This window comes from Pseudonocardia sp. Cha107L01 (genome assembly GCF_052566575.1).
On the sequence record NZ_CP199579.1, the window covers coordinates 7496460 to 7510338 of the forward strand.

Annotated in this window: 7 protein-coding genes and 3 rRNA genes; all 10 read right to left on the reverse strand. The window is 67.3% G+C overall.

The window, feature by feature from the left end; translation table 11 throughout:
* Positions 1-3 precede the first annotated feature (3 nt).
* The 10 genes from ACTXG6_RS35360 to argH all read right to left on the reverse strand — a co-directional run bounded on the left by ACTXG6_RS35360 (position 4) and on the right by argH (position 13865).
* Positions 4-267: a hypothetical protein gene (locus tag ACTXG6_RS35360; protein ID WP_445183676.1), complete on the reverse strand. Its 264-nt coding sequence runs from the start codon at positions 265-267 to the stop codon at positions 4-6.
* A 123-nt stretch (positions 268-390) separates the two neighbouring features.
* Positions 391-1416: an HAD-IIA family hydrolase gene (locus tag ACTXG6_RS35365; protein WP_445183677.1), complete on the reverse strand. Its 1026-nt coding sequence runs from the start codon at positions 1414-1416 to the stop codon at positions 391-393.
* Complete coding sequence (locus ACTXG6_RS35370; RefSeq protein WP_445183678.1) at positions 1413-2108, reverse strand: hypothetical protein; 696 nt, start codon at positions 2106-2108, stop codon at positions 1413-1415. The genes ACTXG6_RS35365 and ACTXG6_RS35370 overlap by 4 nt, the downstream gene beginning before the upstream one ends.
* A 1502-nt stretch (positions 2109-3610) precedes the next feature.
* Positions 3611-3727 (reverse strand): 5S ribosomal RNA (rrf, locus tag ACTXG6_RS35375).
* Positions 3728-3835: 108 nt separating this feature from the next.
* Positions 3836-6953: ribosomal RNA gene (locus ACTXG6_RS35380) — 23S ribosomal RNA — on the reverse strand.
* 322 nt (positions 6954-7275) lie between these two features.
* Positions 7276-8800, reverse strand: a 16S ribosomal RNA gene (locus ACTXG6_RS35385).
* The 16S, 23S and 5S rRNA genes sit together here, the layout of an rRNA operon.
* 372 nt (positions 8801-9172) lie before the next feature.
* Positions 9173-10459, reverse strand: a complete 1287-nt coding sequence (gene tyrS, locus ACTXG6_RS35390; protein ID WP_445183679.1) for a tyrosine--tRNA ligase — start codon at positions 10457-10459, stop codon at positions 9173-9175.
* 69 nt (positions 10460-10528) lie between these two features.
* Positions 10529-11176, reverse strand: a complete 648-nt coding sequence (locus tag ACTXG6_RS35395; RefSeq protein ID WP_445190185.1) for a DNA-3-methyladenine glycosylase — start codon at positions 11174-11176, stop codon at positions 10529-10531.
* Between the two features lie 5 nt (positions 11177-11181).
* Positions 11182-12432 carry an aminotransferase class I/II-fold pyridoxal phosphate-dependent enzyme gene (locus ACTXG6_RS35400; RefSeq protein ID WP_445183680.1) on the reverse strand — a complete coding sequence of 417 codons (1251 nt, stop codon included), beginning with the start codon at positions 12430-12432 and terminating at the stop codon, positions 11182-11184.
* Complete coding sequence (gene argH / locus ACTXG6_RS35405; protein WP_445183681.1) at positions 12429-13865, reverse strand: argininosuccinate lyase; 1437 nt, start codon at positions 13863-13865, stop codon at positions 12429-12431. Before argH ends, ACTXG6_RS35400 begins: the two co-directional genes overlap by 4 nt.
* Between the last annotated feature and the right edge of the window lie 14 nt (positions 13866-13879).

Sequence of the window (13879 nt, forward strand, 5' to 3'; positions counted from 1 at the left end):
GCCTCACACCCCGTCGATCGCCGACAACGCGTCGGTCAGCGCCACGTGCACCCGCTCGAAGGCGGCCACGTGCTCACCGGTGGGCCGCGCATCCAGGCCGTCCAGCCCGGCCAGCGCGGCGGCGACCCGCTCGGTCGGCGCCGCGGTCGACTGGGACTGTCCGGGCTGGCCGGTCGCGGTCACCTGACCAGCGGACGGACCGGGGCCGGCCACCCGGGGGGCCTGACCCGGATCCGGGCGCGCGGGCACGCCCGGCGGTTGCGGCACCGGGCGGGCTTCCTCAGAGGCGTGCCGAGGCGGCCCGGGGACAGGCCGGCCCGGCCACGGCTGGTTTGCGGTCATCGGTGACCACGCTAGCCGACGGAGCCGGTTGCCCGACGGTCAGCGCCGTCAGCGGGCGCCCAACCCGAGCGTCCCCAGTGCCCGAGCCGCCGCCGGATCCCCTCCGCGAACCCGCGCCTGGCCGCCGCCGGCACCCCAGTGCACCGCGCAGAGCGTGCGCAGCGCGGCGACCGGGTCGGGGTCCCCGGCGGCGTCCGCCCCGGCGTCCGGGTCGAGCTCCAGCAGCAGTTCGTCGCCGTCGCGGCTGGCGCGCCACGGTGCCTGGCCGACCGGCCGGAGCTGGTCCTGATCGGTCCGCAGGGCGGTCAGGTCGGCCCCGATGTAGGTGGGGCGCTGGGATTGGGGGGCGGCCAGCACCGCGGCGGGGTGCGAGACCCCGGTCAGCACCAGCAGACAGGGCATCCCGACCCCGTTGGCGCCGGCGATATCGGTCTCCAGCTTGTCGCCGACCATCAGCGGCCGCTCCGCCGAAGCCCGCCGCACCGCCTCGTGGAACAGCGCCGCCTCCGGCTTGCCGGCCACCACCGGCTGCACCCCGGTAGCGGTCACCAGGGCGGCCACCATTGAGCCGTTCCCGGGCAGTTCGCCGCGCTCGGCGGGCAGTGTGGCGTCGACGTTGGTGGCCACCCAGACCGCGCCGGCCCGGATGGCCAGGCAGGCCTCCGCCAGGTCCCGCCAGCCGGTGTCCGGGGAGTGTCCCTGAATGACTGCCCGCGCCTCCTCGGCCCGCTCGGCCACGGTCAGCCCGGCCGCGGTGACCTCACCCGCCAGTGCCTTGCTACCCACCACCACCACGGCGTCGCCCGGGTGGAGCCGGTCCGCCAGCAGCCGGCTCGCGGCCTGCCCGCTGGTGACCACCTCCGGCTCCTCGGCGGCGAACCCGAGCTCACGGAGGTGGTCCACGACCTGGCCGGCGTTGCGCGATCCGTTGTTGGTGAGGTACCCGATCCGGCAGCCCGCCCCGGCGGCGTCGGCCAGTGCCTCCGGTGCCCCCGGCAGCGCGGTGCCACCGAGGAACAGTGTGCCGTCCAGGTCGAACAGCAGTACGTCGTGCTGCTCACGCAGCGAGGTCACGGCGCGGATCCGCCGGCGGGTGCCGGGTCCGCGCCCAGCTCGGCCAAGCGCTCGGAGGCGTCGGTGAGCTCCTCGTCGTCCGCGTCGGCGGCGTGCAGGAACCAGCGCACCGCGTCGTCGCGGCGCCCGGCCGCGAGCAGCGAGTCGGCGTAGGCGTAGAAGAGCCGAGGGCTCCACGGGTCGCGGCGGGACTCGTCGAGGTCCTTGACCTGCAGGCTCAACACCGCCGCGTCGGCCTCGCCCAGATCTCGGCGCGCACCGGCCGCGACGATGAGCAGCTCGATCGCCTCGTCGCGCTCCAGCTCGGCCGCCTCCGGGCCGCGAGCCAGTTCCAGTGCACGCTCCGGGCGGCCGAGGGCCCGTTCGGCATCGGCCATCACCGCGAGGTGACCGGGTCCGCCACCCATGCGGCGGGCCGCCCGCAGCTCCGCGATCGCCTCGGTCCACTCGCCCGCGTGGTAGGCCGCCAGACCGACCGCCTCCCGCACCACGGCGAGCCGGGACGCCTTGCCCCGCGCAAAGCGCGCATGGGCGAGCGCCCGCTCCGGGTCGTCCTCGAGCAGGCTGCCGGCGGCAACCAGGTGCTGGCTGACCAGATCCGCGACATCCTTGCGCAGGCCGAGCAGGTCACGCCGCACCTCACCGGCGAGCTTGACGTCGGCCAGGCCCTCCGGCAGCGGCGGGGCGGGCACCGACGGCACCCGCTCGACGTCCTGATCGCGGTCCGGTCGTGAGCCACCCTGACCGTCACGCGGGTGCCGCCGCGGCCCGGACGAACGTCGCTCGGCCGAGGCCTGGTAACGCTCGCGCGCGCCGCCGCTGCCCGGAGCCCGGTCCCTGCGGTCACGATCAGCGCCGCCGCCGGTGGTCCGGCGGTCCGCACCGCTGTCCGAACGGCCGCTGTCCGAACGAGCGCTGTCCGAACGAGCGCTGTCCGAACGCTGGCCCCGGTCGCGGTCGCCGTGGTCCGGCCGGTCACCGCTGCCGGTGCGCGGACCGCGATCAGCACCGGACGGGCGGTCACGACGGTCTCCCGACTCGGCACGCGGGCCCCGGTCCCCATTGGTTACGCGATCGCGCCGGTCCCCGCTGTCAGTGCGGGACCCACGGTCGCGGTCGAAGCCACCGCTCCGGTCGGGCCTGGCCCCCCGGTCGTCAGGCCGGCCCTGGTAGCGGTCCCCACCGCGGCTGGGGCCACGCCCCTCGGGGCCCTCCAGCCGCCGGCCACGGTCAGCGGCGGCGCCGAGGGCGCGGTCACGGCGATTGGGACTGTCCGAGCGGGTGCCGGACGCACCTCGGTCGTCGCCGGTCGGACGCCGGTACGGGCGGTCACCGGTCGAGACGTTCGGACGGCTCGGTCCCTGCCCGCTCTTGCGGTACTCGCCGGCGCCGCCACGGCTCGCGGTTCCGCCCCGGCCGCCGTCGTCGCGCCGCCGGTCGGACTGATCGCGCCAACCGGCGGACTCGCGGCGGTCCGACCCGGATCCCCGATCGGGCTGCGACGGGCGACTGTCCCTGGAACCACGCCGATCGTCGCCCGAAGTCCGGTCGCGATCATCCCGGCCGCGCCGGTCGTCACCGCGGCCGGCCGAGCCGGTGCGGTCCGAGCCGCGACCGGCACCACCCCCGAAGCGGGAACCGGCACCCTTGCCCTGATCCGGGCGGCCTCGACGGTCGCCGTCAGTCCCCCGCGAGCCGCCGGACCAGCCACCGCCAGGACCACGGCCGCTGTCGCGCCCACCGGAGCCGGACGGCCGGGAGACCCGGTCGCCGCCGCCGGAGCGGTCCGCGGGTGGCCGCCGGTCGCCCGAGCGGTCGTTCTGCTCGGTTCGCCGACGCTGGTCGGGAACGTCCCCGGAGCTGGGACGGCCCCCTCGATCACGCCCGCCGTGGGAGCCACCGGCGCCGCGTGCGGCACCGGTCCCTCGCGGCGTCCGGCTACTTCCAGAATCGGAGTTCGAGCTCGAGCCGCGCGACTTCCAGCCCGTGCCGTCCCCTCGATTCCCCTCGGAACGACCCTTAGGCGAGTCTGCACGCCCGTCCACTGCCATAACCCCAGCCTACGAGATAGATGGCCGCCGCCCAGCGGCTCCACCTCATCGAGGCACCACGGGCGGTCAGCCGTACGAACATGAAAAAGGGGGTTGGCTTCGGATCAAAAGATCCGAGACCAACCCCCCTCTTGCAGGTTAAATGCCGGCGGTGTCCTACTCTCCCACACCCTACCGAGTGCAGTACCATCGGCGCTGAAGGGCTTAGCTTCCGGGTTCGGAATGGGACCGGGCGTTTCCCCAACGCTAAAACCACCGACAACACTATTCACAAATCAACAGCACTTACCCCGTACAGAACACCCAACACACCATGATGGTGGTTGTTTGCTCAGGGTCACATAGTGGATGCGCACAACAAAAGTGTTGCGGTGAAGCCCTCGGCCTATTAGTACCAGTCAACTACACACATTACTGTGCTTCCATCTCTGGCCTATCAACCCAGTGGTCTACTGGGGGCCTTAACCCCGCATGGGGGTGGGAGACCTCATCTTGGAACGAGCTTCCCGCTTAGATGCCTTCAGCGGTTATCCCTTCCGAACGTAGCCAACCAGCCATGCCCCTGGCGGGACAACTGGCACACCAGAGGTTCGTCCGTCCCGGTCCTCTCGTACTAGGGACAGCCTTCCTCAAGTCTCCTGCGCGCGCGGCGGATAGGGACCGAACTGTCTCACGACGTTCTAAACCCAGCTCGCGTGCCGCTTTAATGGGCGAACAGCCCAACCCTTGGGACCTACTCCAGCCCCAGGATGCGACGAGCCGACATCGAGGTGCCAAACCATGCCGTCGATATGGACTCTTGGGCAAGATCAGCCTGTTATCCCCGGGGTACCTTTTATCCGTTGAGCGACACCCCTTCCACAAGGTGGTGCCGGATCACTAGTCCCGACTTTCGTCCCTGCTCGACCTGTCGGTCTCACAGTCAAGCTCCCTTGTGCACTTACACTCAACACCTGATTGCCAACCAGGCTGAGGGAACCTTTGGGCGCCTCCGTTACATTTTGGGAGGCAACCGCCCCAGTTAAACTACCCACCAGGCACTGTCCCTGAACCAGATCATGGCCCGAGGTTAGACACCCAATTCGAACAGAGTGGTATTTCAACGATGACTCCACCATCACTAGCGTGACAGCTTCACAGTCTCCCACCTATCCTACACAATCCGAACCGAGCACCAATACCAAGCTATAGTAAAGGTCCCGGGGTCTTTCCGTCCTGCCGCGCGTAACGAGCATCTTTACTCGTAGTGCAATTTCGCCGAGTCTATGGTCGAGACAGCGCCCAAGTCGTTACGCCATTCGTGCAGGTCGGAACTTACCCGACAAGGAATTTCGCTACCTTAGGATGGTTATAGTTACCACCGCCGTTTACTGGCGCTTAAATTCTCCGCTTCGCCCCGCGAACGGGACTAACAGGTCCTCTTAACGTTCCAGCACCGGGCAGGCGTCAGTCCGTATACATCGTCTTGCGACTTCGCACGGACCTGTGTTTTTAGTAAACAGTCGCTTGGGCCTGGTCTCTGCGACCGGCCACCCCTAGCCCGCGAAGGGCTTCAAGGCAACCGGCCCTCCTTCTCCCGAAGTTACGGAGGTATTTTGCCGAGTTCCTTAACCATAGTTCGCTCGATCGCCTTGGTATTCTCTACCTGACCACCTGTGTCGGTTTAGGGTACGGGCCGCGCAAGAACTCGCTAGAGGCTTTTCTCGGCAGCATGGGATCACTCTACTTCGCCTCAATCGGCTACGCATCACGTCTCACCCTTCACGACACCCGGATTTGCCTGGATGTCGGGCTACACGCTTACACCAGTACAACCATTCACTGGCGGAGCTACCCTCCTGCGTCACCCCATCGCTTGACTACTACCGGATCGGTTCCCAGCCACACACCGCAAATCACCCGAAGGCAATAAACGACACACGGGTGGTTAGCATCACCGACCTCATCAGGGACGCGCTTGCACGGGCACGGGAATATCAACCCGTTGTCCATCGACTACGCCTGTCGGCCTCGCCTTAGGTCCCGGCTCACCCTGGGCGGATTAACCTGGCCCAGGAACCCTTGGTCATTCGGCGGCAGAGTTTCTCACTCTGCATTCGCTACTCATGCCTGCATTCTCACTCGTACACCCTCCACGGCTGGGTCACCCCGCCGCTTCACTAGATGTACGACGCTCCCCTACCCACACAGACAACTGCACCAGCAAGCTGGCGGATTAAAGTCTGCATGCCACGGCTTCGGCGGTGCGCTTGAGCCCCGCTACATTGTCGGCGCGGATCCACTTGACCAGTGAGCTATTACGCACTCTTTCAAGGGTGGCTGCTTCTAAGCCAACCTCCTGGTTGTCTGGGCGAACCCACATCCTTTCCCACTTAGCGCACGCTTAGGGGCCTTAGCCGGTGATCTGGGCTGTTTCCCTCTCGACTACGAACCTTATCGCCCGCAGTCTCACTGCCACGCTTCACTTCACTGGCATTCGGAGTTTGGTTGATTTCGGTAAGCTTGTCGGCCCCCTAGACCATCCAGTGCTCTACCTCCAGGAAGAAACACGCAACGCTGCACCTAAATGCATTTCGGGGAGAACCAGCTATCACGGAGTTTGATTGGCCTTTCACCCCTACCCACAGCTCATCCCCCAGGTTTTCAACCCTGGTGGGTTCGGGCCTCCACACCGTCTTACCGGCGCTTCACCCTGGCCATGGGTAGATCACTCCGCTTCGGGTCTGCAACACGCGACTAAAAACGCCCTATTCAGACTCGCTTTCGCTACGGCTTCCCCACACGGGTTAACCTCGCCACATGCCACAACTCGCAGGCTCATTCTTCAAAAGGCACGCCATCACCTTATTAAAGGGCTCTGACGGCTTGTAGGCACACGGTTTCAGGTACTATTTCACTCCCCTCCCGGGGTACTTTTCATCTTTCCCTCACGGTACTAGTCCGCTATCGGTCATCAGGTAGTATTTAGGCTTACCGGGTGGTCCCGGCAGATTCACAGCAAATTCCACGAGCTCGCTGCTACTCGGGAACATCATCCAACACAGCACAGCGCGTTTTCACGTACGGGGGTCTCACCCTCTACGCCGACCCTTTCCAGAGGCCTTCCGCTAACACACCACACCACGCTCGGACCCCCAGCGGGAGATCCACGACAACGTCCCACAACACCCCAACCGCAACGCCCGCCGGCTTGACACGACCAGGGTTTAGCCTCTTCCGCTTTCGCTCGCCACTACTCACGGAATCACAATTGTTTTCTCTTCCTGCGGGTACTGAGATGTTTCACTTCCCCGCGTTCCCTCCACACACCCTATTTTATTCAGATGCGGGTGACACCCCTTTATTATCCGGGTGCCGGGTTGCCCCATTCGGAAATCCTCGGATCACAGCTCTGTTGACAACTCCCCGAGGCATATCGCAGTCTCAGACGTCCTTCATCGGCTCCTGATGCCTAGACATCCACCATGTGCCCTTAAACACTTCACCACAACAAGATGCTCGCATCCACTATGCAACACTCAACAAACAACCACACCCCACCACACCAACCACCACCACCCACACCAAAACCCGCAACACACACGAGCCCACAGCGAGCGTTAGACGATCCATGATGAGCACGGCCAGAAAAAACAACCCACAACGGGATGTCCTCTCAGGACCCAACAGCGTGCCAAGCCAATCTGATCTGCCATATTCCACCCAGCCACCCCCAACACCAACCCACAAACGCGGACCAATGTCGTGTACAGGGGCGAACCTTTAGTGAAAGGAGATGAACTCCCCACCTATGTGGGAAACTCCTTAGAAAGGAGGTGATCCAGCCGCACCTTCCGGTACGGCTACCTTGTTACGACTTCGTCCTAATCGCCAGTCCCACCTTCGACAACTCCCTCCCTTACGGGTTAGGCCGTCGGCTTCGGGTGTTACCAACTTTCATGACGTGACGGGCGGTGTGTACAAGGCCCGGGAACGTATTCACCGCGGCGTTGCTGATCCGCGATTACTAGCGACTCCGACTTCATGGGGTCGAGTTGCAGACCCCAATCCGAACTGAGACTCACTTTAAGGGATTCGCTCCACCTCGCGGTCTCGCAGCCCTCTGTATGAGCCATTGTAGCATGTGTGAAGCCCTGGACATAAGGGGCATGATGACTTGACGTCATCCCCACCTTCCTCCGAGTTGACCCCGGCAGTCTCCCATGAGTCCCCGCCATTACGCGCTGGCAACATGGAACAGGGGTTGCGCTCGTTGCGGGACTTAACCCAACATCTCACGACACGAGCTGACGACAGCCATGCACCACCTGCACACCAGCCACAAGGGAACGCCTATCTCTAGACGCGTCTAGTGCATGTCAAACCCAGGTAAGGTTCTTCGCGTTGCATCGAATTAATCCACATGCTCCGCCGCTTGTGCGGGCCCCCGTCAATTCCTTTGAGTTTTAGCCTTGCGGCCGTACTCCCCAGGCGGGGCGCTTAATGCGTTAGCTGCGGCACAGAGACCGTGGAATGATCCCCACACCTAGCGCCCACCGTTTACGGCGTGGACTACCAGGGTATCTAATCCTGTTCGCTCCCCACGCTTTCGCTCCTCAGCGTCAGTATCGGCCCAGAGACCCGCCTTCGCCACCGGTGTTCCTCCTGATATCTGCGCATTTCACCGCTACACCAGGAATTCCAGTCTCCCCTGCCGAACTCCAGTGATGCCCGTATCGACCGCACGCGCACAGTTAAGCTGTACGTTTTCACGATCGACGTGACACACCGCCTACGAGCTCTTTACGCCCAATAATTCCGGACAACGCTCGCACCCTACGTATTACCGCGGCTGCTGGCACGTAGTTGGCCGGTGCTTCTTCTCCACCTACCGTCAACCCGAAGGCCTTCGTCGATGGCGAAAGAGGTTTACAACCCGAAGGCCGTCATCCCCCACGCGGCGTCGCTGCGTCAGGCTTTCGCCCATTGCGCAATATTCCCCACTGCTGCCTCCCGTAGGAGTCTGGGCCGTATCTCAGTCCCAGTGTGGCCGGTCGCCCTCTCAGGCCGGCTACCCGTCGTCGCCTTGGTAGGCCATCACCCCACCAACAAGCTGATAGGCCGCGGGCCCATCCCCAGCCGAAAAAACTTTCCACCACACACCATGCGACATGTGGTCATATCCGGTATTAGACCCAGTTTCCCAGGCTTATCCCGAAGCTGAGGGTAGGTCGCCCACGTGTTACTCACCCGTTCGCCGCTCGTGTACCCCCGAAAGGGCCTTACCGCTCGACTTGCATGTGTTAAGCACGCCGCCAGCGTTCGTCCTGAGCCAGGATCAAACTCTCCATAGAAACCTGAACTCAAAAATAAACAAACACAACTGGCATAAACAAACCAGAAAATAAAAGCTCAGCACACTGTTGAGTTCTCAAAAGACATCCACACACCATCACGAACCGCTGTCGAGCGGGGCGTTCCGGGGCAACTCTCTTACGATACACAGTCCGAGTCGCGGTTGCAACCGCTCGCCCTGTAGATCTTTCGAGGGTTTGTCAGCCTCGTGCGGTTCGCGGCTGGCGGGCCGATGTTCTGGCCCCTCCGTGCGCCCCGCTTGGCGACGAGGAGAAAGTTACAGACCGCGCCTCGGCAAAGTCAAATCGACTTGCCGGTCTCTCGCCGAACGGCGTTTTCGCAGGTCGGAGCTGCGATGAACGGTCATTTGATCAGCTCCCGACGATCTCGACGCCGGCGGTGTGACGTTTGCCGCGTCGCAGAACCAGCCAGCGCCCGTGCAGCAGGTCCGCCGTCGACGGGCTCCACTCGGCGTCGTCCACCTTCGCGTTGTTCACGTAGGCGCCACCCTCGCCGACGGTGCGTCTGGCCGCGCCCTTGCTGGCCACCAATCCGCTGTCCACCAAGAGGTCGACGATCGTCGGCGCGGCGGCGAGGGTGGTGGTCGCCGACGGGATCTCGGCCAGCGCGGCCCGCAGCGTGCCCTGATCCAGCTCACGCAGCTCGCCGCGCCCGAACAGCGCCTGGCTGGCCAGGATCACCCGCCGGGTCTCGTCGGCCCCGTGCACCAGCGTGGTCAGCTCCTCCGCCAGCCGGCGTTGCGCCGCCCTGGCCTGCGGTCGCTGCTCGGTCTGCCCGGCCAGGTCGTCGAGCTCCTCGCGGGACAGGAAGGTGAACATCCGCAGGAAACTGACCACGTCGGCGTCACCGACGTTCACGAAGTACTGGTACCAGGCGTACGGCGAGGTCATCTCCGGATCGAGCCAGAGGTTGCCGCCACCGGTGGACTTGCCGAACTTGCGGCCCTCGGCGTCGGTGACCAGCGGCGTAGTCAGCGCGTGCACCGCCACCGACTCCACCCGGCGGACCAGGTCCACCCCACCGATGATGTTGCCCCACTGGTCCGAGCCGCCGATCTGCAGCCGGCAGCCGTGCCGGCGGAACAGCTCCAGGTAGTCGTTGGACTGCAGCAGCAGGTAGCTGAACTCGGTGTAGGACATGCCGTCGCCGTCCAGGCGGCGTTTCACCGTCTCCCGGCCGAGCATGGTGTTGACCGAGAAGTGCTTACCGACGTCGCGCAGGAAGTCCAGCACGCTGAGCGGGCCGGTCCAGTCCAGGTTGTTGGCGACGATCGCGCCGGTCGGTGACTCCGCGTCGTTGTCGAAGTGGACGAAGCGCTCCAGCTGGCCCCGGATCCGCATCGCCCACTCGTTGACCGTGCTCAGCGGGTTGAGCGAGCGCTCGGCGGAGTCGCGGGGGTCGCCGATCATGCCGGTGGCGCCGCCGGCCAGCACGATCGGCCGGTGCCCGGCCTGCTGGAACCGGCGCAGCGTGAGCAGCGGTACCAGGTTGCCGGCGTGCAGGCTCGGCGCCGTCGGGTCGAAGCCGCAGTACAACGTCAGCGGACCGGCATCCAGGTCCTTGCGCAGTGCGTCCAGGTCGGTGCTCTGCGCGGTCAGCCCACGCCAGGCCAGCTCATCAAGAATGTGCTCACTCACGATCCACCTCGCTGCGCTCGGCCGGACCGTGAGCTTTTCACTGCTGTGACATTGGTTCGTTCGCTTCGCTCACTCACGCCCCCGATCATCCCGCACGGGCGCCACCTGGTTACGCCGCGGGCGCACCACCGCCTCCCGGTACGGGCTCACCGCGGGCGAGCCGTCCAGCCAGAACCGCCACGGCAGCGTCTTGGCGGTGGCCACGCCCACCCTGGGGCCCCTGCACACCGACGCCCGGGGCACCGGCTCCCCCGCGTAGAGCCGCACCGGCGAGCCCGGGTCGGTCAGGTCCAGCCCGTACTGCTCCCGACCGATCCCGAGCAGCGCGGCCATCCGGGCGGGCCCCTTGGCAAGGTCGGCGTCGCGGCGCGCGGTCGGCCGCCTGGCGTGCGCCAGCTGGAGGTCGCTGACCACCTCACCGGCGCGCAGCAGCACCGCGCCGGCCACCCCGTCGGTCATGCAGACGACGTTCGCGCAGTAGTGCATGCCGTAGACGAAGTACGTGTACAGGTACCCCGCCGGGCCCCACATCACCGCGTTGCGCGGCGTGCGGCCCCGGTAGCTGTGCGAGGCCGGGTCGTCGGCGCCCCGGTACGCCTCCACCTCCACCAGCCGCACCGCCACCGGGCCGTCCGCGGTGTCCGCCTCGAGCGTGCAGCCGAGCAGCCGGTAGCTGGCGTCCACCACGTCCACCGCGAGCTCGTCGCGCCGGAGCAGGTCGGTCAACGCGTGGCCAGTCCCGCCGACGCCAGCGCCAGCCGCAGACAGACCGCGACGCCGGCCATCGCCTGTTCGACCTCCGCGAGCACCGGGAACGTCGGCGCCAGCCGGATGACCGCGTCCCGGGGGTCCTTGCCGTAGGGGTACGTGGCACCGGCCGGGGTCAGCGCGATGCCGGCCGCCTTGGCCAGCCGGACGACCTCGGAGGCCAGCCCGTCCGGCACGGTCAGCGTGACGAAGTAACCGCCCGCCGGGTCCGTCCAGGTCACCCCCGGGGTGTCCGCGAAGTGCTCCGCCAACACCTGCCGCACCACCGCGAACTTCGGCGCGACGATCTCCCGGTGCCGGCGCATGTGCTCGGCCAGCCCGTCGGCATCGCGCAGGAACCGGGCGTGCCGCAGGTGGTTGAGCTTGTCCGGGCCGATGTTGCGGGCCACCAGCCGCGCCACCCACCAGTCCACGTTCGCCGCCGAACCGCCCAGGAACGCCACCCCGGACCCGGCCAGGGTGATCTTGGAGCTGGACCCGAACACGAACGGCCGATCGGGATGGCCGGCTTCGGTGGCCAGCGCGAGCACGTCGGCGATCTCCGCCGGGGTCTCCGTCAGGTGGTGCACCGCGTAGGCGTTGTCCCACATGATCCGGAAGTCCGGGGCGGCGGTGGGCATCGAGGCCAGCCGGCGCACCGTCTCGTCCGAGTACACCGTGCCCGTCGGGTTCGAGTACTTCGGCACGCACCAGATGCCCTTGATCGACGGGTCGCCCGCGACCAGCTGCTCGACCGTGTCCATGTCCGGGCCGTCGTCGGTCAGCGGCACCGGGACCAGCTCGATGCCCAGGTGCTCGCAGGCGGTGTAGTGCCGGTCGTAGCCCGGTACGGGGGCCAGGAACGCGACCCTGGGCTCGTCGGCCCAGCGCCGGCGCGCGCCCGGCAGCGCGGACAGCATGGCCTGCGCCAGCGTGTCGTACATCAGCTCCAGGCTGGAGTTGTTGAACGCCACCAGCTGCTCGACGGGCACGTCGAGCGCGCCGCTGAAGATCGCGCGCAGCTCGGGAAGGCCGCGCAGGTTGCCGTAGTTGCGGGCGTCGGAGCCGTCGGCGGCGCGGTAGTCCGGGCCGGGCATGGACAGCATCGGCGCCGCCAGATCGAGCTGCGCGGCCGAGGGCTTGCCCCTGGTCAGGTCGAGCGTGATGCCCCGCGCGACGAGCGCGTCGTAGTCGGCCTTGGCGGACTGCAGTGCGGTGGAGCTCATCGGGCCTCTCCTGTCTGGGTTACCGGCCGGCCGGCCCAGCTCCGGGCCTGCGCCACGGTCTCGCGCAGCTCGTCGAGCTGCTCGGCGACCCGGCCGGGCGCGGTACCGCCCCGGCCGTCCCGGGATGCGATCGAACCGGCCACCGTCAGCACCTCGCGCACCTTGGGGGTGAGCGCCGGCGACGCGGCGGCCAGCTCGGCGTCGGTCAGCTCGTCCAGCCCGACCCCGCGTGCCTCGGCGGCCCGGACACACGCCCCGGCCGCCTCGTGCGCCACCCGGAACGGCACCCCGGCCCGGACCAGCCACTCCGCCACGTCGGTGGCCAGGGTGAAGCCGGCCGGCGCCAGCGAGGCCAGCCGCTCGGTGTGGAAGACGAGCGTGTCGACCATGCCGGCCATCGCGGGCAGCACCAGCTCCAGCTGGTCGGCGGAGTCGAACAGCGGCTCCTTGTCCTCCTGCAGGTCCCGGTTGTAGGCCAGCGGCTGCGCCTTGAGCGTGGCCAGCAGGCCGGTCAGGTTGCCGATCAGCCGGCCGGCCTTGCCCCTGGTCAGCTCGGCGACGTCCGGGTTCTTCTTCTGCGGCATGATCGAGCTACCCGTCGAGTAGGCGTCGTCCAGGGTCACGTAGCCGAACTCCACGGTGGCCCAGATGATCACCTCCTCGGCGATCCGGGACAGGTCCACGCCGACCATGGCCAGCACGAACGCCGCCTCGGCCGCCACGTCCCGGGACGCGGTGCCGTCGATCGAGTTGGCCACCGAACCGGAGAAGCCCAGCTCGGCGGCGACCGCCTCCGGGTCCAGCCCGAGCGAGCTGCCGGCCAGCGCCCCGGAGCCGTACGGCGAGATCGAGGCCCGCCGGTCGGCGTCGCGGAGCCGGTCCACGTCCCGCAGCAGCGCGTGCGCGTGCGCCGCGAGCTGGTGGGCCAGCAGCACCGGCTGGGCGTGCTGCAGGTGCGTGCGGCCGGGCATCGGCACATCCGGGTGGCGGGTGGCCTGCGCCAGCAGCGCGTCGACCACGTCCAGCACCCCGGTGGCGACCTGCCGCGCGGTGTCCCGCCACCACAGCCGCAGCAGCGTGGCGATCTGGTCGTTGCGGGACCGCCCGGCGCGCAGCTTGCCGCCCACGTCCGGGCCGACCCGCTCGATCAGGCCGCGTTCCAGCGCCGAGTGCACGTCCTCGTCGTCCTCCGCCGCGACGAACGCGCCGGAGACGGTGTCCGCCTCCAGCGCGTCCAGCCCGCCGAGCATGGCGGCCAGCTCGTCCGGTGTGAGCAGCCCGGCGCGGTGCAGCACCCGGGCGTGCGCCCGCGAGCCGGCGATGTCGTAGCGCGCGAGCCGCCAGTCGAAGTGGGTGGACTTCGACAGTGCCGCGAGCGCGTCGGCGGGGCCGCCGGCGAACCGGCCGCCCCACAACGCGGAGCCCGTGCCCATACTCGTTCCGGCAG